The sequence below is a fragment of the Faunimonas pinastri genome (assembly GCF_900110915.1).
GTDB classification, from domain to species: Bacteria; Pseudomonadota; Alphaproteobacteria; order Rhizobiales; family Afifellaceae; genus Faunimonas; species Faunimonas pinastri.
This window is the reverse complement of sequence record NZ_FOFG01000015.1, coordinates 20181-41464: the sequence shown is the minus strand read 5'-3', so window position 1 is coordinate 41464 and position 21284 is coordinate 20181. Positions and strand designations below refer to the sequence as shown.

General features: G+C 64.3%; 22 protein-coding genes and 1 pseudogene. 19 read left to right on the top strand and 4 right to left on the bottom strand.

Annotation, left to right across the window (positions count from 1 at the left end):
* Positions 1-71: 71 nt before the first annotated feature.
* From tpiA to kdsA, 4 genes are all read left to right on the top strand, one after another.
* A complete protein-coding gene (tpiA, locus tag BMY25_RS16990; protein WP_092498759.1) occupies positions 72-848 on the top strand; it encodes a triose-phosphate isomerase in 777 nt (258 codons plus the stop codon).
* 30 nt (positions 849-878) lie between these two features.
* The gene (secG, locus tag BMY25_RS16985; RefSeq protein ID WP_092498757.1) at positions 879-1523 is read left to right on the top strand and encodes a preprotein translocase subunit SecG; all 645 of its coding nucleotides are present in this window, start codon (positions 879-881) and stop codon (positions 1521-1523) included.
* Positions 1524-1602: 79 nt separating this feature from the next.
* The gene (gene pyrG / locus BMY25_RS16980; protein WP_092498755.1) at positions 1603-3231 is read left to right on the top strand and encodes a CTP synthase; all 1629 of its coding nucleotides are present in this window, start codon (positions 1603-1605) and stop codon (positions 3229-3231) included.
* Positions 3232-3238: 7 nt separating this feature from the next.
* Complete coding sequence (gene kdsA / locus BMY25_RS16975; protein ID WP_092498753.1) at positions 3239-4072, top strand: 3-deoxy-8-phosphooctulonate synthase; 834 nt, start codon at positions 3239-3241, stop codon at positions 4070-4072.
* Between the two features lie 34 nt (positions 4073-4106).
* Here the strand turns inward: kdsA and BMY25_RS16970 are convergent, their stop codons facing one another.
* The gene (locus BMY25_RS16970) at positions 4107-4313 is read right to left on the bottom strand and encodes a hypothetical protein (protein ID WP_092498751.1); all 207 of its coding nucleotides are present in this window, start codon (positions 4311-4313) and stop codon (positions 4107-4109) included.
* 63 nt (positions 4314-4376) lie between these two features.
* Positions 4377-4823, bottom strand: a complete 447-nt coding sequence (queF, locus tag BMY25_RS16965) for a preQ(1) synthase (protein WP_092498749.1) — start codon at positions 4821-4823, stop codon at positions 4377-4379.
* Positions 4824-4991: 168 nt separating this feature from the next.
* On the opposite strand from queF, the gene eno reads away from it, so the two are divergent.
* The 12 genes and pseudogenes from eno (at position 4992) to BMY25_RS16905 (ending at position 15803) form a co-directional block, all read left to right on the top strand.
* Complete coding sequence (gene eno / locus BMY25_RS16960) at positions 4992-6272, top strand: phosphopyruvate hydratase (protein WP_092498747.1); 1281 nt, start codon at positions 4992-4994, stop codon at positions 6270-6272.
* 223 nt (positions 6273-6495) lie between these two features.
* Positions 6496-6837 carry an FtsB family cell division protein gene (locus BMY25_RS16955; protein ID WP_092498745.1) on the top strand — a complete coding sequence of 114 codons (342 nt, stop codon included), beginning with the start codon at positions 6496-6498 and terminating at the stop codon, positions 6835-6837.
* Between the two features lie 203 nt (positions 6838-7040).
* Positions 7041-7988: pseudogene (gene pdhA / locus BMY25_RS16950) on the top strand (pyruvate dehydrogenase (acetyl-transferring) E1 component subunit alpha); the annotation flags it as partial.
* Between the two features lie 16 nt (positions 7989-8004).
* The gene (locus tag BMY25_RS16945; RefSeq protein ID WP_092498741.1) at positions 8005-9471 is read left to right on the top strand and encodes a pyruvate dehydrogenase complex E1 component subunit beta; all 1467 of its coding nucleotides are present in this window, start codon (positions 8005-8007) and stop codon (positions 9469-9471) included.
* A 40-nt stretch (positions 9472-9511) separates the two neighbouring features.
* Positions 9512-10960, top strand: coding sequence for a pyruvate dehydrogenase complex dihydrolipoamide acetyltransferase (locus BMY25_RS16940; protein WP_092498739.1), 1449 nt, complete (start codon positions 9512-9514; stop codon positions 10958-10960).
* A 48-nt stretch (positions 10961-11008) separates the two neighbouring features.
* Entirely contained in the window at positions 11009-11590 is a 582-nt protein-coding gene (locus tag BMY25_RS16935; protein ID WP_092498737.1) for a nucleoside 2-deoxyribosyltransferase, read from the top strand.
* Positions 11591-11650: 60 nt separating this feature from the next.
* Positions 11651-12076 (top strand): OsmC family protein, encoded by a 426-nt coding sequence (locus BMY25_RS16930; RefSeq protein WP_092498845.1) that lies wholly within the window; start codon positions 11651-11653, stop codon positions 12074-12076.
* Positions 12077-12176: 100 nt separating this feature from the next.
* Positions 12177-12404, top strand: a complete 228-nt coding sequence (locus BMY25_RS16925; protein ID WP_092498735.1) for a KTSC domain-containing protein — start codon at positions 12177-12179, stop codon at positions 12402-12404.
* A gap of 233 nt (positions 12405-12637) precedes the next feature.
* Positions 12638-14056 carry a dihydrolipoyl dehydrogenase gene (lpdA, locus tag BMY25_RS16920; RefSeq protein WP_092498733.1) on the top strand — a complete coding sequence of 473 codons (1419 nt, stop codon included), beginning with the start codon at positions 12638-12640 and terminating at the stop codon, positions 14054-14056.
* Between the two features lie 23 nt (positions 14057-14079).
* Complete coding sequence (locus BMY25_RS16915) at positions 14080-14361, top strand: GlsB/YeaQ/YmgE family stress response membrane protein (RefSeq protein WP_238858390.1); 282 nt, start codon at positions 14080-14082, stop codon at positions 14359-14361.
* Between the two features lie 11 nt (positions 14362-14372).
* On the top strand, positions 14373-15341 hold the full coding sequence (gene lipA / locus BMY25_RS16910) for a lipoyl synthase (protein WP_092498841.1): 969 nt from the start codon (positions 14373-14375) through the stop codon (positions 15339-15341).
* Positions 15342-15350: 9 nt separating this feature from the next.
* On the top strand, positions 15351-15803 hold the full coding sequence (locus BMY25_RS16905) for a type II toxin-antitoxin system RatA family toxin (protein ID WP_092498731.1): 453 nt from the start codon (positions 15351-15353) through the stop codon (positions 15801-15803).
* Between the two features lie 18 nt (positions 15804-15821).
* Here the strand turns inward: BMY25_RS16905 and BMY25_RS16900 are convergent, their stop codons facing one another.
* Both BMY25_RS16900 and BMY25_RS16895 read right to left on the bottom strand, forming a co-directional pair.
* On the bottom strand, positions 15822-16316 hold the full coding sequence (locus BMY25_RS16900) for a CinA family protein (protein ID WP_092498729.1): 495 nt from the start codon (positions 16314-16316) through the stop codon (positions 15822-15824).
* A gap of 39 nt (positions 16317-16355) precedes the next feature.
* A complete protein-coding gene (locus BMY25_RS16895; RefSeq protein WP_092498727.1) occupies positions 16356-17549 on the bottom strand; it encodes a bifunctional 2-C-methyl-D-erythritol 4-phosphate cytidylyltransferase/2-C-methyl-D-erythritol 2,4-cyclodiphosphate synthase in 1194 nt (397 codons plus the stop codon).
* 108 nt (positions 17550-17657) lie between these two features.
* Between BMY25_RS16895 and dusB the strand changes: the two genes are divergently transcribed.
* From dusB to ntrC, 3 genes are read left to right on the top strand one after another with little or no spacing between them, the layout of a single operon-like run.
* Positions 17658-18674, top strand: a complete 1017-nt coding sequence (gene dusB / locus BMY25_RS16890; RefSeq protein ID WP_428976980.1) for a tRNA dihydrouridine synthase DusB — start codon at positions 17658-17660, stop codon at positions 18672-18674.
* Complete coding sequence (locus BMY25_RS16885; protein ID WP_092498725.1) at positions 18671-19783, top strand: two-component system sensor histidine kinase NtrB; 1113 nt, start codon at positions 18671-18673, stop codon at positions 19781-19783. The genes dusB and BMY25_RS16885 overlap by 4 nt, the downstream gene beginning before the upstream one ends.
* A gap of 7 nt (positions 19784-19790) precedes the next feature.
* A complete protein-coding gene (gene ntrC, locus BMY25_RS16880; RefSeq protein ID WP_092498723.1) occupies positions 19791-21239 on the top strand; it encodes a nitrogen regulation protein NR(I) in 1449 nt (482 codons plus the stop codon).
* The last annotated feature ends 45 nt before the right edge of the window (positions 21240-21284 follow it).

Below are 21284 nucleotides of genomic sequence, written 5' to 3'. Positions count from 1 at the left end.
GAAACCATAGAAGCCGACCCGCGCACTGCCAACTGGATTGGCTCGGCATCAAGCAAGCGCACTGGGGAGTAATGCGAAAGCTCATCATCGGCAATTGGAAGATGAACGGTCTTTCCAGCGATCTCGATGAAATCGGGAAAATCGCGGAAGGGATCGCGGAATTTTCCGATCGGGTGGAGGTGATGCTCTGCCCTCCCATGACGCTTCTGGAGCGCGCCGCTGCGCGTTGTCGCGGCTCCGACCTGAAGTTCTGCGGCCAGAACTGCCATTTCGATCCCCGGGGCTCCCATACGGGCGAGGTCTCGGCGGAGATGCTGGCCGATGCCGGGGCCTCGGCAGTGCTGGTCGGCCATTCCGAACGGCGAATCGACAGCAGCGAGGACCACGACATGGTCCGGCTGAAGGCCGAGGCCGCGCGTCGGGCGAACATCATACCGATCATCTGTATCGGCGAGAGCGAGCACGAGCGCGAATCCGGCTATCCGGTCGAGACGGTGATGTACTCGCTGCGCGTGTCGGTTCCCGACGGCTCGCCGTCGCATGTCGTGGTCGGCTACGAACCCGCCTGGGCGATCGGCACCGGGCGCACGCCGATGGAGGATGACATCGCGACGATGCATGCCCATATCCGCCGCGGCCTGATCGATCGCTTTGGCGAATCGGGCCGGTTGGTGCGCGTGCTGTATGGCGGGTCGCTGAACCTGAAGAATGCCGATGGGATCCTTGCCATTCCGGATGTGGATGGCGGCCTCGTCGGTGGTGCGAGCCTGAAGGCGGAGAGCTTTCTGGCGGTGATTGCGGCTGCAGCAAACGTTGCCAGCCTTCAAAGTGCGCGCAGTGTCGTGTAGAAGGCGCGCGCACTCTAGAAAGAGACAGGAATGACTACGGTTTTGATCGTCATTCACCTGATGGTGATTCTGGCCATGATCGGCCTTGTGCTGCTGCAGCGCTCCGAGGGCGGGGCGCTCGGCGTCGGCGGCGGGTCTGGCGGATTCATGTCGCGGCGTGGCGCCGGCAACGTGCTGACGCGCTCGACGGCGATCCTGGCCACGGTGTTCTTCGTGACCTCCATCGGCCTGACGCTGCTGGCGCGCATCGAGAACGGCTCGTCCGATATCCTGAGCCGGATCGGCATCCAGCAGCCGGCCGCGCCGGCAAACCGGCCGGCGGCCGGCACGCCGCAGCTGCCTACGGGCACGCCCAGCAACGCTTCCAGCGTTCTGGATGCGCTGAAGGGTCAGTCGCAGGGTGCCAGCGGCGGTACGGGTCCGCAGACACCGCCGAGCTCCACGCCGGCAACTCCGCAGGCACAGGCTCCGACCGTTCCGGCTCCGGCCGACGTGAACGCGGCTTCCCCGCCGGCGCCCGAAGTGCCCGCCGCCGGAACCGACGCCAACGTGCAGACGCCGGCGTCGACCCCGGCTCCGCAGCCCGCGCAGGTTCCCTCGACCGCCGGGCCCGAGGCGCCGAACCCGGCGCCAGCGCCCGCACCGGCCAATCCGGCCCCCGCAAACCCGCAATAACAACGAACCGGGCGGAATTTCCGCCCGGTCTCTTTTTGGGCTTCCCGAATTCGATGATCAGAGCTAAGTCTTAAATCCCATGGCGCGGTACATCTTCATCACCGGCGGCGTGGTCTCCTCTTTGGGAAAAGGTCTTGCATCGGCTGCGCTCGGCGCGCTCCTGCAGGCCCGCGGCTACAAGGTCCGCCTTCGTAAACTCGACCCGTATCTGAACGTCGATCCGGGGACGATGAGCCCCTATCAGCACGGCGAGGTCTTCGTGACCGACGACGGCGCTGAGACGGATCTGGATCTTGGGCATTACGAGCGCTTCACAGGTCGCTCGGCCAACCGGAACGACAACATCACGTCCGGCAAGATCTATCAGGACATCATCGCCAAGGAGCGCCGGGGCGATTATCTCGGCGGCACCGTGCAGGTGATTCCGCACGTGACCGACGCGATCAAGACCTTCGTGCTCGACGGCAACGAGGGCTACGATTTCGTCCTGGTGGAGATCGGCGGCACTGTCGGCGACATCGAGGCGCTGCCGTTCTTCGAGGCGATCCGGCAGCTTGGCCGCGAGCTTCCCAGGCACAGCTGCGTCTATATCCATCTGACGCTGATGCCCTACATCGCGGCGGCCGGCGAGCTGAAGACCAAGCCGACGCAGCACTCCGTCAAGGAGCTTCGCTCCATCGGCATCCAGCCCGACGTGCTTCTCGTGCGCTGCGATCGCGAAATCCCGGAAAGCGATCGCCGCAAGCTGGCGCTGTTCTGCAACGTGCGCGACAGCGCCGTGATTCCCGCGCTCGACGTGGCGTCGATCTACGACGTGCCGATCGCCTATTACGAAGCGGGGCTCGACCGGGAAGTGCTGGCAGCGTTCGGCGAGCCGGAAGAGTCCCGTCCGGATCTCAAGCGCTGGAGCGACATCGTCCACACCGTGCGCAACCCCGAGGGCGAGGTCACCATCGCCGTCGTCGGCAAGTACACGGGGCTGAAGGACGCCTACAAGTCGCTGATCGAGGCGCTGCAGCACGGCGGCATCGCCAACAAGGTGAAGGTCAATCTCGAGTGGATCGAGAGCGAGATCTTCGAGCAGGAAGACCCGGCGCCCTATCTCGAGCGCGTCAACGGCATCCTGGTGCCCGGCGGCTTCGGCGAGCGCGGCACGGAAGGCAAGATCGCGGCCGTCACCTTCGCCCGCAAGCGCAACGTTCCATACTTCGGCATCTGCTTCGGCATGCAGATGGCCGTCATCGAGGCGGCCCGCAACATGGCCGGTATCGAGAAGGCGAGTTCCACTGAATTCGGCCCGACCGAGGAGCCCGTCGTCGGCCTGATGACGGAGTGGCTCAAGGGCAACGAGCTGGAGCAGCGCATCGCGGAGGGCGATCTCGGCGGCACCATGCGACTGGGCGCCTTCGAGGCGAGCCTGCGCAAGGACAGCCATATCGCCCGCATCTACGGCTCCAGCGAGATCAGCGAGCGGCACCGCCATCGCTACGAGGTGAACCGGGACTACAAGGATCGGCTGGAAAGTGCCGGGCTTTCGTTCTCCGGCATGTCGCCCGACGGTCTGCTGCCGGAAACGGTGGAACTGCCGAACCATCCCTGGTTCATCGGCGTCCAGTACCATCCGGAGCTGAAGTCCCGGCCGTTCGAACCGCATCCGCTTTTCGCGTCGTTCATCGCCGCGGCGGTGGAACAAAGCCGGCTGGTCTGAGGTCCACATGGCTGCTGCAAACACCACCGTCACGGCCGGCAACGTTTCCTTCGGAAACGATCTGCCGCTCACCCTCATCGCCGGTCCCTGCCAGATGGAAAGCCGGGAGCATGCCTTCGAGATGGCGGGCCGGCTGAAGGAAATCTGTGGCCGGGTGGGCATCGGGCTCGTCTACAAGACGAGCTTCGACAAGGCGAACCGCACAAGTCTCTCCGGCCGTCGGGGCCTGGGGCTGGAAAGCGCGCTCCCGGTTTTCGCCGATCTGCGCAAGGAATTCGGCTTCCCCGTCCTCACCGACGTGCATGAGCGCGAGCAGTGCGCGGATCTCGCCGAAGTCGTGGACATCCTGCAGATCCCGGCATTCCTCTGCCGCCAGACCGACCTGCTGGTCGCGGCGGCGAAGACCGGGCGGGTTGTGAACGTTAAGAAGGGCCAGTTCCTGGCTCCCTGGGACATGCAGTACTCGCTGGCCAAGGTCGTGGACAGCGGCAATCCCAACGTGCTCCTGACGGAGCGCGGCGCTTCCTTCGGCTACAACACGCTGGTCTCCGACATGCGTTCGCTGCCGATCATGGCGGCGACAGGCGCGCCGATCGTCTTCGATGCCACGCATTCCGTGCAGCAACCGGGCGGGCAGGGCGGTTCGTCCGGAGGCGACCGCGCGTTCGTGCCGGTGCTGGCGCGAGCAGCCGTGGCTGTGGGGGTCGCGGCGGTGTTCATCGAGACGCATCAGGACCCCGACAACGCGCCGTCCGACGGGCCGAACATGGTGCCGCTGGATCGAATGGAAGACCTGCTGACGCAGCTGATGGCCTTCGACAGGTTGGCCAAGGCCCGATAGCAAAAAAGCCCGGCGTCTGCCGGGCTTTTTCGTTTTATTCGCCTTTTCCAAGGCGGTCCGGACTGATGTCGACCCGGGCATGCTCCTCGTGGTGCTCGGTGCGCGTCACCTGGGTCTTCTCGGCATGGGCGCCGACCTCCCGGGCCTTGCCGTCTCTGGCCAGCGTCGGGTTTTCCTGCGACGCGTGCGCCATGTCCTTGTCGGGCGTGATGTCGTCCTGCCTGCGGTTTTCCGTGCTCATCGGAACCTCCTGAACTCCGGGGAGAACGCGCCCGCAGGCCGGAGGTTGCCGTTGGTCGTGCGCTCAGCCGCGGCCGCGATAGGGGGCGACGCCGGTGTCCGGCAGCCAGATAGCCTTCGGTACTTCGCCGGTCTGCCAGAAGACGTCGATCGGAATGCCGCCGCGCGGATACCAGTAGCCGGCGATGCGGAGATAACGCGGCTCCAGCAGCGACACGAGGCGCCGCCCGATGGACACCGTGCAATCCTCGTGAAACGCGCCGTGGTTGCGGAAGGATGTGAGGAAGAGCTTCAGCGACTTCGATTCCACCAGCCAGCGGTCGGGTACATAGTCGATCACGAGATGGGCGAAGTCGGGCTGTCCGGTCACCGGGCAGAGCGAGGTGAATTCCGGCGCGGTGAAGCGGGTGACGTAGTCGGTATCGACATGCGGGTTCGGCACGCGGTCGAGCTGTGCGTCTTCCGGGGAGGAAGGCTGTTCGACGGCCTTCCCGAGCTGCAATGTTTCCATGCCGCCCCCCTAGCGCCTCCGGCGCGCACCGTCGAGGGACACGGCGTCACATATCGGGATGGGAAGCCGGTACGAAAAGGCGGTTCTGGGCGAATCCGCCGTCCGGTGCACCTTCCGCTCGGGCCAAACTCGTTCTAATCAATCGACGAACCCTTAGGAGCTCATCGCATGACCGCAATCATCGACATCATCGGACGGCAGATCTTCGACAGCCGCGGCAACCCCACCGTGGAAGTCGACGTCATCCTGGAGGACGGCTCGCTCGGCCGCGCCGCCGTCCCGTCGGGCGCCTCGACGGGTGCGCACGAGGCGGTCGAGTTGCGGGACGGCGACAAGAGCCGGTATGGCGGCAAGGGCGTCAGCAAGGCCGTGGATGCGGTGAACACCGAGATCTTCGACGCGATCGGCGGCATGGACGCGGAAGAGCAGATCCATATCGACGAAGCGCTGATCAGGCTGGACGGCACCGAGAACAAGGGACGGCTCGGCGCCAACGCTATCCTCGGCGTGTCGCTCGCCGTCGCCAAGGCCGCGGCGGACGCATCCATGCTGCCGCTCTACCGCTATGTCGGCGGCACCAGCGCCCGCGTGCTGCCCGTTCCCATGATGAACATCATCAATGGCGGCGTGCATGCGGACAACCCGATCGACTTCCAGGAATTCATGATCATGCCGGTCGGCGCGGAAAGCATCGCCGACGCCGTGCGGATCGGTTCGGAGATCTTCCACACGCTGAAGAAGCAGCTGAAGGACGCCGGCCACAACACCAACGTCGGCGACGAGGGCGGCTTCGCCCCGGGCCTTTCCTCCACCGACGAGGCGATCAGCTACATTCTCGGCGCGATCGAGAAGGCTGGTTACCATCCGGGTGATGACGTGTGCCTCGCGCTCGACTGCGCTTCCACCGAGTTCTTCAGGGACGGCAAGTACGATCTCGCCGGCGAGGGGCGGAAGCTCGGCCCGGAGGAGATGGCGCGCTATCTCGGCGATCTGGCCTCGCGCTACCCGATCATCTCCATCGAGGACGGCATGTCCGAGGACGACTGGGAAGGCTGGAAGGCGCTGACCGACGAGATCGGCGACAAGGTGCAGCTCGTCGGGGACGATCTCTTCGTGACCAACACCAAGCGCCTGTCGCGCGGCATCAAGGAGGGCATGGCCAATGCGCTCCTGGTCAAGGTCAACCAGATCGGCACCCTGACGGAGACGCTGGACGCCGTGAACATGGCGCACAGCAACAGCTACAAGGCCGTGATGTCCCACCGCTCCGGCGAAACCGAGGATTCGACCATCGCCGACCTCGCGGTCGCCACCAACTGCGGACAGATCAAGACCGGCTCGCTCGCCCGCTCCGACCGGCTCGCCAAGTACAACCAGCTGATCCGCATTGAGGAAGAACTCGGCGCCTCCGCCCGGTTCGCCGGCCGTTCGATTCTCCGCAACGGCTGAGATCGTGGCGAAGGGCGGGCGTTTCTGCCCGCCCGAAAACTTATCCAAAGCTTTCTGGCCCGGCTCTGCCGGGCCTTTTCGATTCCGGCTTCGGAGCCGCGGACGAAATTTCTCGGTGCCTTCCGACCGCTCACTCTTTGTTTACGTTACCGCCCTACAAACGAGGTCGGGGACGTTGATTGGTTTTGCGTACCGTCCCCCTATCGTTCCGGGTCGAGAGTCGATGGCGACACGTCAGTACAAACAGTCGAAGCTCAAGCCTCTGCTGGTTCCGGCATGCTCGCTGCTCGTCCTCGGCTACTTCGCCTACAACGCCGTGGAGGGCCAGTACGGCCTCCACGCGCTGGACAAGCTGCAGGTCCGCGTCACGGACCTGCAGGGCGAGCTGGATACCGTCAGCAAGCAGCGTGCCGATATCGAGCGGCATGTCGAGCTGCTGCGCTCCGACAGCGTCGACAAGGATCTCCTGGATGAACGCGGCCGGGCCACGCTCGGATTCGTGAATGCCAAGGATTTGATCATTCTGATCAATCCGACCACGGGAGAACTGCTCACCCCCGGCTAGCGCATGGCTGCCCTTCGCTTAGGGCCTTGCTAAATTTCGATCTTTCCGCCGAAGCTCGCGCACTATATTCGTGCACAGACAAGTGCGGAGGAAACGAGATGGCGGAGATCCAATCTGCCGCGCGGCGAACTGGGTCCAGCGAACGCCGTGGCGCCGACGATACGAATCTTCAGGGACATAACGCGCAGTTCTCGAAAGAGCAGGAGCTTCACGCCTATCGCGAGATGCTGCTGATCCGTCGCTTCGAGGAGAAGGCCGGCCAGCTCTACGGCATGGGTCTGATCGGCGGGTTCTGTCACCTGTATATCGGTCAGGAAGCCGTGGTCACCGGGGTGACCATGGCGAAGCAGAGCGACGACCAGACCACGACGACCTATCGCGATCACGGACACATGCTGGCCACCGGCATGGAATCGCGCGGCGTCATGGCGGAGCTGACCGGACGCCGGAGCGGTTATTCGCGCGGCAAGGGCGGCTCCATGCACATGTTCTCCAAGGAGAAGAAGTTCTACGGCGGCCATGGCATCGTCGGCGCTTCCGTGCCGATCGCCACGGGCCTGGCATTCGCCAACAAGTACAATGGCGATGACAGCGTCTCGATCTGCTATTTCGGCGACGGCGCGACCAACCAGGGCCAGGTCTACGAGAGCTTCAACATGGCGAAGCTCTGGAACCTGCCGGTTCTCTACATCATCGAGAACAACAAGTACGGCATGGGCACGAGCGTCAATCGCGCCTCCGCCACGGTCGACCTCTACAAGCGCGGCCTGTCCTTCGACATTCCGGGCGAGCAGGTTGACGGCATGGACATCCGCGCCGTGAAGTCCGCGGCCGACCGTGCGCTTGAGCATTGCCGCTCGGGCAAGGGTCCGTACATCCTCGAGATGGTGACCTACCGCTATCGCGGCCACTCCATGTCGGATCCGGCGAAGTACCGCTCCAAGGACGAAGTCCAGAAGATGCGCACCGAGCACGACCCGATCGAGCAGGTGAAGCTGCGCCTGATCGAGAACGGCTGGTCCACCGAGGACGAGCTGAAGAATATCGACAAGGACATCCGCCAGATCGTCAACGACGCCGCCGACTTCGCGCAGCATGATCCGGAGCCCGACCCTGCGGAGCTCTGGACGGATATCTACGCCGAAGCTTAAGGGCGGGAGGAAACGAATGCCGACGCAAGTACTTATGCCCGCTCTTTCACCAACGATGGAAGAGGGCAAACTTTCCAAATGGGTCGTCAAGGAAGGCGATGAGGTTTCGTCGGGCGACGTGATCGCCGAGATCGAGACGGACAAGGCAACGATGGAAGTCGAGGCGGTCGACGAGGGCCGCATCGGCAAGATCCTGATCCAGGAAGGCACCGAGGGCGTGAAGGTTAACACGCCCATCGCCGTGATCCTCGGCGAAGGCGAGGATGCTTCCGCGATCGACCAGGCCGCCAGCGCACCGGCCCGGACGGGCGGAGCGGATGGCGCGGGTGTGAGTGGTGCTCAGGCGGAAGCGTCCGTCGCGAGTTCCGAAACGCCGCCGCAGAAGGGCGAGCAGCCGGGCGAGCTCAAGAAGGAAGGCCCCGCTGTGGGTGCCGTTTCTTCCCTCATCGGCAGGCAGATTCCCGAAGAAGACGAGCAGCCGGAAATTCCCGAAGGCACGGAGATGGTGGAGGTCACGCTTCGCGAGGCTCTCCGCGACGCCATGGCCGAAGAGATGCGCCGCGACGAAAGCGTCTACCTCATGGGCGAGGAAGTCGCCGAATATCAGGGCGCCTACAAGGTCAGCCAGGGCTTGCTGGAGGAGTTCAGCGCACGCCGGGTGATCGACACGCCGATTACCGAGCAGGGCTTCGCCGGCCTGGCGGTCGGTTCGGCCTTTGCGGGTCTGCGTCCGATCGTCGAGTTCATGACCTTCAACTTCGCCATGCAGGCGATCGACCAGATCATCAACTCCGCCGCCAAGACGCTCTACATGGCCGGCGGCCAGATGGGCTGTCCGATCGTGTTCCGCGGGCCGAACGGTGCCGCCGCCCGCGTCGGCGCGCAGCACAGCCAGGACTATGCGGCTTGGTACAGCCAGGTTCCGGGTCTCAAGGTCGTCATGCCCTATGACGGCGCGGACGCGAAGGGCCTTCTGAAGGCCGCGATCCGCGATCCCAATCCGGTGATCTTCTTGGAGAACGAGCTTCTCTACGGCCACACCTTCAAGGTGCCGAAGGGCGACGATTTCGTCGTGCCGATCGGCAAGGCCAAGATCGCGCGCAAGGGCAAGGATGCGACCATCGTCTCCTTCGGCATCGGCATGAGCTACGCGCTCAAGGCGGCCGAGGAATTGGCGGCTCAGGGCATCGATGTTGAGGTCCTCGACCTTCGCACCATCCGCCCGATGGACGTCGATGCGATCATCCGCTCGGTCAAGAAGACCGGTCGCTGCGTTACCGTCGAGGAAGGCTGGCCGCAGTCCGGCGTTGGCGCCGAGATCATCTCGCAGATCATGGAGAAGGCGTTCGACTGGCTCGACGCTCCGGTCCTCCGGGTCACCGGCAAGGACGTTCCGATGCCCTATGCCGCGAACCTGGAGAAGCTCGCGCTCCCGTCCGTCAAGGACGTGATCGATGCCGTCAAGGCCGTGAGCTACAAGTAAGAAGCCCACGAGAAACACGATCTCTGGGGAGAGCGTCCAGATGCCGATCAATATTCTGATGCCTGCTCTGTCGCCGACGATGGAGAAGGGCAATCTCGCGAAGTGGCACGTCAAGGAGGGCGACAAGGTCTCCTCCGGCGACGTGATCGCCGAAATCGAGACCGACAAGGCGACCATGGAAGTGGAAGCCGTCGACGAAGGGACGATGGCGAAGATCCTCGTTCAGGAAGGCGCGCAGGACGTGCCGGTGAATGAGATCATCGCGATGCTGGCCGGCGAGGGCGAAGACGCCTCCGCCGTTCAGGCACCTGCCTCCGGGAGCGGCAAGGCGGAGCAGGCGCAGCCGACGACGGATACATCGAAGGAGCCAGCTCCGGCTGTTGCCGAAAAGGGTGAGGCCCAGCAGGGCGATGCCGCGGTGCATGACCAGAAGCCGGCTGCCGCTGGTGCGGGCAACAGTGCCCAAGGCGAAGGCCAGGGTCGCGCTCCGTCGGCTCCGGCACAGGGGCAGAACGGCGCGCGCGTCTTCGCGTCGCCGCTGGCCCGTCGCCTCGCCAAGGAGAACGGGCTGGATCTTTCGCAGGTCTCGGGAACGGGACCGCACGGCCGCATCGTGAAGAACGACGTGGACAATGCGGTCAAGCAGGGCACCGGCAAGGCTCCGACACCGCAAGCCGGTGCTGCCGCCCAGCCGCAGGCGGGTCAGGCTCCGGCTACTCAGCCGCCTGCCGCCGCTCCGGCTGTCGGCATGTCGGATGAGCAGATCCGCAAGCTCTTCCTCGAAGGCTCTTACGAGGTCGTGCCGCATGACTCCATGCGCAAGACCATCGCTCGGCGCCTGACGGAAGCGAAGTCGACCATCCCGCACTTCTATGTGACGACGGATTGCGACATCGGCGAGTTGCTGAAGCTGCGCGGCGAGCTGAACTCGGCCGCGCCGATGGGCAAGGATGACAAGCCCACGTACAAGATCTCCGTCAACGACATGGTGATCAAGGCGCTGGCCATGGCCCTCCAGGCCGTGCCGGATGCCAACGTCACGTGGACGGGCGAAGGCATGCTGAAGCACAAGCGTTCGGATGTAGGCGTCGCCGTCTCCATTCCGAACGGGCTGATCACGCCGGTGGTCCGCAACGCCGAGACGAAGACCCTCTCGGCCATCTCCAACGAGATGAAGGACCTTGCCAAGCGCGCCCGTGACCGCAAGCTGAAGCCGGACGAGTATCAGGGCGGCACGACGGCGGTCTCCAATCTCGGCATGTACGGGGTGAAGGACTTCGCCGCCATCGTGAACCCTCCGCACGCGACCATCCTGGCGGTGGGAGCCGGCGAGGAGCGGGCGGTAGTGAAGGGCGGTCAGATCGTCGTGGCGAACATCATGTCGGTCACGCTGTCCACCGACCATCGCGCTGTCGATGGCGCGCTCGGGGCGGAATTTCTCCGTGCCTTCAAGCGCTTTATCGAGCATCCGATGTCGATGCTGGTCTAGGAACAAGCGGCGGGCTTCGGCCCGCCGTTTCTTTTTCGGGGCGGCTCCATGTCCAGGCCGAGCATCTATCTCGCGGGTCCGGAGGTCTTCCTGGCCGACACCGTGGGCTTCTTCGCGAAGAAGCAGGCACTTTGCCGACAGTTCGGCTTCGAGCCGCTGGCGCCGCTCGACGCCGAGCATCGCGATGGCGAACAGCCGCTGTCGCGGCGGATCTATCTCCGAAATGTGGAACTCGCCCGCGCCGCCGATCTCGTCATCGCCAACCTGAGCCCGTTCAGGGGACCGAGCGCGGATGTCGGCACGGTATGGGAGGTCGGGTTTGCGCTGGCGCTGGGCAAGCCGGTCTTTGGTTATTCAAACGATCCGCGATCCTATCCGGAGCGGGTCGCCGCCCATGTGCACGGCCAGCCTCTTACCCGGACAGACGGGCGCCTCTTTGGGGCCGACAAGCTCGCGGTCGAGGATTTCGGCCTCGCGGACAATCTGATGATCGCGGAATGCCTGATGGAAACCGGCGGCATGGTTCTGGCGGAAGGCAATCGGCCACAGCCGCTCGACGCGCTGGATCTCTTTCGCGTCTGCCTTCATCGGGCATCCGAAAGGTTTAGCGGGTCCGTGCTGAACCCTTAGACCGCTCCTCCGTTATCCCGGCATCTCTTCGGCAAAAAAAGGACTGATATGATGGCGACAATCGTGAAACGCGCGGAAGCGGTGTGGAAGGGGTCGGGCAAGGACGGGCAGGGCACCCTGACGACCGAAAGCGGGGCGCTCTCCGGCGCGAACTATTCGTTCAAAAAGCGCTTCGGCGAGGAGAAGGGTACCAATCCCGAGGAACTGATCGGCGCGGCCCATGCGGGCTGCTTCAGCATGGCGCTGGCGTTCCAGCTGGGTGGTGCGGGATATGAGCCGGAAGAGCTCCACACCAAGGCCGTCGTGAAGATGGAACAGGAAGGCGCAGGCTGGAAGATCGCGGCCGTCGAGCTCACGCTGCAGGCCCGAATTCCGGGCATATCCGAAGACGAGTTCCACAAGCTCGCCGATGCGGCGAAGGCGAACTGCCCCGTCTCCAAGGTGCTGAACGCCAACATCACCCTTAAGACTGAGCTCGCCTCCTAGGCTAGCCCGAATGGCCGGCATCCTGGCGTACAAACGTCATACCGCTTGATTCAGCATCGCCGAAAAGCCATTTTCCTCCGGGTGTGAGGGAGCACTTCCAATGTCGGAACTTATGGATCCGGTCGATTCCACTGCTGTAGACGCGATCGGCTATGACAAGAACAAACACGAACTCTACGTGCTGTTTCGTGGGAGTCAAAAGGCTTACACCTATTTCGACGTCCCTCCGGAAGAGTACGAAGATCTGAAGACGGCGGAATCGGTAGGCAACTACGTGAATGCCAATATCAAGCCGAACTATGATTATCGACCGGGCGGCCCTCTCTGACAGGAATTGCTCCGCCGATGGGCCGCTCATTCGAGCGGCCTTTTTTCTTTTATTGCAGACCGTGTTCTTCACTCTCCGAGACCAATGCTCCGGCGACATGTGCGTCGACCGGAAGCCATGTCCCTGCTGAAAGCATGTGAGCCATGCACGGCTTACATGGCATCCCCCGTCCGACTTCGCTATCTCTAGGGAGATAGACGCAATCCGTCCCAAGTGATGGAGAGGGAGGAAGCATGGCTGACGGCAAGTACGATGTGATCGTGATCGGGTCTGGTCCCGGCGGATACGTGACCGCCATCCGATCTGCCCAGCTCGGCCTCAAGACAGCGATCGTGGAAAAGCAGCATCTCGGAGGCATCTGCCTCAACTGGGGCTGCATTCCAACCAAGGCCCTGCTGCGCTCCGCAGAGATCTACCACTACATGCAGCATGCCAAGGATTACGGCCTGTCAGCGGAGAACGTTTCCTTTGATCTCGGCGCTGTCGTGAAGCGGTCGCGGGGGGTGTCCTCGCAGCTCAATCAGGGCGTCGGCTTCCTGATGAAGAAGAACAAGATCGACGTGATCTGGGGTTCAGCCAAGCTGAAGGGCAAGGGCCAGATCGAGGTCGCCCCGACGGAAGGCGCGCCGAAGGGTGCGCTCGGTGGCGGCACCTATTCGGCGGGCCACATCATCGTCGCGACTGGCGCGCGGCCGCGCGCGCTGCCCGGCCTGGAGCCGGACAAGAAGCTGGTCTGGACATACTTCGAGGCCATGGTTCCGCAGGAACTGCCGAAGAAGCTGCTGGTCGTGGGCTCCGGCGCCATCGGAATCGAGTTCGCTTCCTTCTACAATGCCATGGGCTCCGACGTGACTGTCGTGGAAGTCCTGCCGCAGATCCTCCCGGTCGAGGACCACGAAATCTCCGCCTTTGCGCGCAAGAGGCTGGAGAAGCTCGGCATCAAGATCCACACCGAGGCGAAGGTCACCAAGCTCGACAAGGGCGCCGACGATGTCACGGCGACGGTCGAGCTCAAGGGTGGCAAGGTCGAGCAGATGAAGGTGGACCGCGTCATCTCCGCGGTCGGCGTCGTCGGCAATGTCGATGGTCTCGGCCTGGAAGAGATCGGCGTGAAGATCGAGCGCGGCGTCATCGTCGCGGATCCGTTCGGCCGCACGAGCGTCGAGGGTGTCTATGCCATCGGCGACGTCGCCGGTCCTCCGATGCTGGCGCACAAGGCCGAGCATGAGGGCGTGATCTGCGTCGAAGCGATCAAGGGCCTGCATCCGCATGCCATGGACAAGGCGAAGATCCCCGGCTGCACCTATTGCAACCCGCAGGTGGCCTCCGTCGGCATGACTGAAAAGAAGGCCAGGGAGGCCGGTCTGGAGATTCGCGTCGGCCGGTTCCCCTTTATCGGTAACGGCAAGGCGATCGCGCTTGGCGAGCCCGAGGGCCTTGCCAAGACCATCTTCGATGCGAAGACCGGCCAGCTCATCGGTGCCCATCTCGTGGGCGCGGAAGTCACCGAACTCATTCAGGGCTTCGTCGTGGCGATGAACCTGGAGACCACCGAAGAAGAACTCATCAACACGGTCTTCCCGCATCCGACACTGTCGGAAACCATGCACGAGAGTGTCCTTGACGCCTACGGTCGGGTCATCCACGTATAAGACATGTGACTGGGGAGACGAGAATGCGAATTCGGACTGCTTTCTGGATGCCGGGCGTGGGTTGGTTCCTGGCTATCATCATCGGCGCGATCGCCGGCTGGATTGCCGAGAAGGTGACCCGCTCCGACATGGGCATCTTCGCCAACATCGTCATCGGTATCATCGGTGCGTTGATCGGCGGCTGGCTCGCCGGCCTCCTGAATATCCACTATGCCGGCTTCCTCGGAAGCCTCGTGGTGGCCACCGTCGGCGCGATCATCCTGATCCTGATCTATCGCGCCATTCGCGGCCGCACGGTCGCATAAGGAGCAGGCTCCTGGTCACCTTGATCAACACGCTCGATGCCCCGGCCGGCGAACAGCCCAGGCCTCGCCATCCCGAAAAGGCGAATCGGCCGGACACTCCCGTGCTGAAGAAACCGGACTGGATCCGCGTCCGTGCCCCCGGTTCACCGGTGTGGCGCGAGACACAGGGCATCGTGCGCGAGAACAAGCTGGTGACCGTCTGCGAGGAGGCGGGCTGCCCGAACATCGGCGAATGCTGGTCGAAGAAGCACGCCTCCTTCATGATCCTGGGTGATACCTGCACCCGCGCCTGCGCCTTCTGCAACGTCCGCACTGGCATGCCCGGCGCCGTCGACGAATCGGAGCCCGAGCATATCGGGACGGCCGTCGCGCAGATGGGTCTGGAGCATGTCGTGATCACCTCGGTGGATCGCGATGATCTGGCCGACGGGGGCGCCACGCATTTCGCGAACGTGATCCGCTCCATCCGGCGGCTCTCGCCGAAGACGACGATCGAGGTGCTGACGCCCGATTTCCTGCGCAAGCCCGGCGCCCTTGAGATCGTGGTCGAGGCACGTCCTGACGTCTTCAATCATAATCTGGAGACTGTGCCGTCGCTCTATCTGACGGTGCGGCCCGGTGCGCGCTACTTCCATTCCATTCGCCTCCTCCAGCGGGTGAAGGAGCTCGATTCCAACATGTTCACCAAGTCCGGCATCATGGTCGGACTGGGCGAGGAGCGGAACGAGATCCTGCAGCTCATGGACGATCTGCGGACCGCCGAGGTGGATTTCCTCACCATGGGGCAGTACCTGCAGCCGACGCGCAAGCACCATCCGGTGAAGTCGTTCGTCACGCCTGACGCGTTCAAGTCCTATGAGACGATCGCCTATGCCAAGGGCTTCCTGCTGGTTTCGGCCAGTCCGCTGACGCGCTCGTCGCATCATGCGGGCGAGGACTTCGCCAAGCTCAAGGCGGCTCGCGAAAGCCGGGCGGCCTGAAACCAACACATGCCTGAGTTCCAAACGAAACGGGTGGTGCGCCACACCGCCCAGCAGATGTTCGACCTTGTGGCGGACGTCGAGCGCTATCCGGAGTTCCTGCCGCTTTGCGAGCGGCTGGAAGTGCGCGGCCGAAAGGAGACCGGCGACCAGCTGATCCTCGTGGCCGACATGGCGGTCGGTTACAAGCTCGTGCGCGAGAGCTTCACCAGCAAGGTCACTGTCGATCGGTCGGCGCTGACGATCAGGGCCGATTATCTGGACGGGCCGTTCCGCTCGCTGGAAAATGTCTGGAATTTCGTGCCCCGGGAAGACGGCACCTCGGAGGTTCTCTTCTCCATCGTCTACGAGTTCAAGAGCCGCGCGCTGGCGCTTCTGATGGGGACCATGTTCGACCGCGTGTTCCGTGCCTACACGCATGCTTTCGAAGCGCGGGCCGACCAGGTCTACGGCACGTCCTGAGCCGGCCGGTAAGCCCGGTCAGAGAAGACCGCGCAGAAGCCTGAACGCTTCCGCGACCGTAGCCAGCCGCACGGCGCCGCGCCCTCGGTCCCCGAATCGCTGTTCGCTGTGAATGACGGCGCCGCCGCGCCGGGCTGCGGCCAGATGCACGAGGCCCACCGGCTTTTCGGCGCTGCCACCGCCCGGGCCGGCAATGCCGGTCACCGCCACGGAAAGATCGGCGGCGGAGTGGAGGAGGGTGCCCGTCGCCATGGCCCTCGCCACCGGTTCACTGACCGCGCCGTAAGCCGAGATCAGGTCTGCGGGAACGGCGATCTCTTCCGCTTTGGCCCGGTTGGAATAGGTGACAAAGCCGCGCTCGAAAACGTCCGACGATCCCGCGACCTCGGTCAGCGCCGCAGCGATCAGTCCGCCGGTGCAGGATTCTGCCGTGGCGATCATCAGGCCGGCGCGGCGGCACTCCGCCAGGAGATCCGTCGCCTGTTCGACCAGTGCTTCATAGGTCAGAGTCATGATGATCTCCTGTGATCGCGGGATGCGGTCATCCCCGGTTCAGGGGAGCGCGGGCAGCTCGATCGTGGCCGTTGCCAGGGACGCGATACCCTCGCGGCGGCCGGTAAAGCCCAGTTTCTCGCTGGTTGTCGCCTTGACGCTGACCCGTCGGACGTCGAGCCCCAGCATGCCGGCGACCGCCTCGCGCATCCTCACGGAGTGCGGCCCGACCTTCGGCGCTTCGCAGATCAGCGTCACGTCGCAATGGATGATGCGGCCGCCGGCCTTGCGAACGAGATCGCCGGCGTGGATCAGGAAGCGGTCCGAGGAGGCGCCTTTCCACTGCGGGTCCGATGGCGGGAAGTGCTGGCCGATATCGCCGTCCGCAAGAGCTCCGAGGATGGCGTCCGTCAGGGCGTGAAGTCCGACATCGGCGTCGGAATGCCCCTCCAGACGAGCGGTATGGGGCACTGTGACACCGCAGATGATGACGGAATCGCCGGGGGCGAAAGCGTGGACGTCGAAGCCCTGACCGGTCCGGGTTTCCATCTGCATGCGGCTGGCCACCATTGTCTCGGCCGCGCGGAAGTCGGCGGCGCTTGTCAGTTTCAGGTTTGCGGGATCGCCCGCAACGATCCGGACGGGAAGGCCTGCGACGGCCGCGACCGCCGCGTCGTCGGTGAGGGAGGTTTCGCCCCGCCGGGCGGCTTCCTCATGGGCGTCGAGGATCGCGGCAAAGGGGAAGCCCTGAGGGGTCTGGGCGGAGAAGAGCGCGTCGCGGGAAACGGTGCCGGAGATGACGCCGTCTTCCGAACGCTTGAGCGTCTCGTGGACGGGCAAAGCCGCGATCGCGGCCTCGCCGGCGATGCAGGAGTCGATCACCCGGCCGGTGGTCGCCGCGTCCACGAAGGGTCGCGCCGCGTCGTGAATGAGCACGATGTCCGGGGAGGCCGCCTTCAGCGCCTGAAGTCCGAGCCGCACGGATTCCTGCCGCGTGTCGCCGCCGGGAACCGGATCGAGGAGCCCTCGGAGGCCGACCACGGCGTCGTCGTAAAGCGAACGGTCGCCGGGATGGATGACGACGGCGATCGTGCCAATCCTTTGTTCCGCCTGCAGCGCTTCGATGGTACGACGAAGCAGCGGCTTGCCGGCCACTGGAACATATTGCTTGGGCAGGCTCTGCCCGGAGCGCGTCCCGCGCCCGGCGGCGACAATCAGCGCGACGATTTCAGGGGAAGATGTTTTTTCAGGCATGGGACCCCGCGTTCCGCGCAGTGCCTAGCATACGAAATCGACCTAGTCTGCCCTTGCGTCTGTCACGCCGCTGGTTAGAATGTGTGCAGAAGAAGGCGTGCCAACGTTTTGATCAACTCCAGCGATCATCAGTCCGACGTTCTTGCAATCGGCGGCGTGAAGCTGCCGAACCGGGCATTTCTCGCCCCGATGTCAGGCGTTTCGGATCTGCCGTTCAGGCGCATGGCGGCTCGCTACGGCGCGGGCGTCGTCGTGTCGGAGATGGTGGCATGCGAAGCGGCGGCGATCGGTTCCGAAGAAGCGCGGCTACGGTCGGAGGGCGAGGGGCTGGATCTGCACGTCGTGCAGCTTTCCGGTCGCGATCCCGAGGCGATGCGGGTCGGCGTCAAGGTGGCGGAGCATGTCGGGGCCGCGATCATCGACATCAACATGGGCTGCCCCGCGCGCAAGGTGACCAGCGGCTATGCCGGTTCGCACCTCATGCGCGATGTGAAGCTCGCCTGCGATATCATTGATGCAACTGTTCAATCCGCGTCGGTTCCCGTTACGGTGAAGATGCGGCTCGGCTGGGACGAGACATCCCTGAATGCCCCGGAACTCGCTCGCCGGGCGGAAGATCTGGGCGCGCAGATGATCACCGTTCACGGCCGCACGCGCTGCCAGTTCTACAACGGCCGGGCGGACTGGGAAGCCATCCGTCGCGTCAAGGACGCGGTCTCCATCCCGGTTGTCGCCAATGGGGATCTCACGGATCCGTCTGCGGCTCCGGCCATGCTGGAACGGTCCGGTGCCGACGGTGTGATGATCGGTCGAGGCAGCTACGGGCAGCCATGGATCGTGGGGCAGACCGCGGCCGTTCTGGCCGGCCGGGCGGTGCCTGAGGCTCCGCGGGGAGAAGCTCTGCTGGAGCATATGTTGGAGCACTACGAGATGATTCTGGCCTGTTACGGCCGCTTCGCGGGGACGAGGATCGCGCGCAAGCATCTGGGCTGGTACCTGGACCGGGCGGAAGTGGCCCTGTCGGGCGCGCTCAAAACGATGATCCTGACCAGCAGCGATGCCGAAGCCGTGCAGCGGGCGCTGCGCGAGGTCTTCTCCGCGGCTCCGGAAAGCGCCGCGGCATGATCGCTTCGGAAACCAGGCTGGGCGATACGGGGGCCCTCGCTGTGCTCAACGCGCTGCCGCATCCCGTCATCGTCGTCGACGGCGAGGATCGGATCGCGGGGGCCAACCAGGCGGCGGAGATCTTCTTCCAGTCCAGCGCTCCCATGCTGGCGCGGCACACGCTGGATTATTTCATCCCGTTCGGCAGCCCGCTCTTCGGTCTGCTGGAGCAGGTCCGCGAGCGCCTGGCCGCCGTGACGGAATACCGGATCGACATCAGTTCGCCGCGGCTCGGGGCGGAGAAGATCGTCGACGTCTATGCGTCGCCGGTCGCGGAGCCCGCCGACTCGGTCGCGATCATGCTGCTGACCCGCTCGGTCACGGAAAAGATCGACCGACAGTTGACGCATCGCGGCGCCGCCCGGACGGTGACGGGGCTGGCCTCCATGCTGGCGCATGAGATCAAGAATCCGCTTTCGGGCATCCGGGGCGCGGCCCAACTGCTAGAGACCGATGCGGACGAGAGCGGACGGGCGCTGACGCAGCTGATCTGCGACGAGGCGGATCGGATCGTCGGTCTCGTCGACCGGATGGAAGTCTTCGGCGACGAGCGTCCGGTGGAGCGCGAGCCGGTCAATATCCACGTCGTGCTGGAGCGGGTGAAGACCATCGCCCGCAACGGCTTTGCGCGGAACGTCCGCTTCGTGGAGGATTACGATCCCTCCCTGCCGCCGGCTTTCGCAAATCGGGACCAACTCGTGCAGGTGTTCCTGAACCTGGTGAAGAACGCGGCGGAAGCGACTTCGAATCATGAAGATCCGGAGATCATCTTCCGCACCGCCTTCCGCCCGGGCATCCGGCTTGCCATGGCGGGAACGCGCCGGAAGGTGAGCCTGCCGCTGGAGTTCTCCATCATCGACAACGGGCCGGGGGTCTCGGAGGAGATGATGCCGTATCTCTTCGATCCCTTCGTGACGTCCAAGACGAACGGGTCGGGTCTGGGGCTCGCTCTGGTAGCCAAGATCATCGGCGACCATGGCGGGGTGATCGAGTGCGAGTCACAGCCCGGACGAACCATCTTCCGCATCCTGATGCCGGCCCATACGGGCGAGCAGAACGCGAGTACGTGAGTTCTTGATGAGCAATGGAACGATCCTGGTCGCCGATGACGACGCGGCAATTCGTACGGTTCTCAATCAGGCGCTGTCACGCGCGGGCTATTCCGTCCGGCTGACGTCCAACGCCGCCACGTTGTGGCGCTGGGTGGCGGAGGGAGAGGGCGACGTTGTGATCACGGACGTGGTCATGCCGGACGAGAACGTCTTCGACCTGCTGCCCCGCATCAAGCGAACGCGTCCGGACCTCCCGGTCATCGTGATGAGCGCGCAAAACACGTTCATGACCGCCATCCGGGCTTCCGAAAAGGGAGCCTACGACTATCTTCCCAAGCCCTTCGACCTGAAGGAACTGATCACCGTCGTCGGGCGCGCGAGGGCGGAACCGCGTGGCCCGAAGCGCGTGGGGCGCGAGGACGAAACCGGTGAGGCGATCCCGCTCGTCGGCCGTTCGCCCGCCATGCAGGACATCTACCGGATGCTGGCCCGGCTGATGCAGACGGACCTCACCGTCATGATCAGCGGCGAATCCGGGACGGGCAAGGAACTCGTCGCCCGTGCGCTTCACGATTACGGCAAGCGCCGCAAGGGTCCGTTCGTCGCGGTGAACATGGCGGCGATCCCGCGCGATCTGATCGAATCGGAACTCTTCGGCCATGAACGCGGCGCCTTCACGGGCGCTCAAACCCGCTCGGCCGGACGTTTCGAGCAGGCGGAAGGCGGTACGCTGTTCCTCGACGAGATCGGCGACATGCCGATGGACGCGCAGACGCGCCTGCTTCGCGTCCTGCAGCAGGGCGAATATACGACTGTCGGCGGCCGCACGCCGATCCGCACCGACGTCAGGATCGTCGCCGCGACGAACAAGGACCTCCGCGTGCTGATCCGGCAGGGGCTGTTCCGCGAGGATCTGTTCTTCCGCCTCAACGTGGTGCCGATCCGGCTGCCGCCATTGCGCGAGCGTGCCGACGATATTCCTGACCTCGTGCGCCATTTTCTGGCGATCACGGAAAAGGAAGGGCTGCCGGCCAAGACGATCGAGCCTGGGGCCATCGAGGCGATGCAGCATTATCGCTGGCCCGGGAACGTGCGCGAACTGGAGAACCTCGTCCGCCGCGTCACCGCGCTCTATCCGCAGGAGCGGATCTCGGCCGCCCTGATCGAAAGCGAGCTCGCGCCGACCGTGGAGGCGGAAGCTCCCTCCAACGTGCCCGACCCGAACGATCTGAGCGGCGCAGTGGAACGCTACCTCACCCGATATTTCAGCGGCTTCGGCGAAGGCCTTCCGCCGCCGGGACTTTATCATCGCATCCTGCGCGAGATCGAGATGCCCCTGATCAGCGCGGTGCTGGGGGCCACGCGGGGCAACCAGATCAAGGCTTCCGAACTCCTGGGCGTCAACCGCAACACGCTTCGCAAGAAGATCCGGGATCTGGATGTGCAGGTGGTGCGCAGGAACGCCCGGATCTGACGGTCACACGGGAGCCTCATTCGTGCCTTAATTGTGGCAATTAAG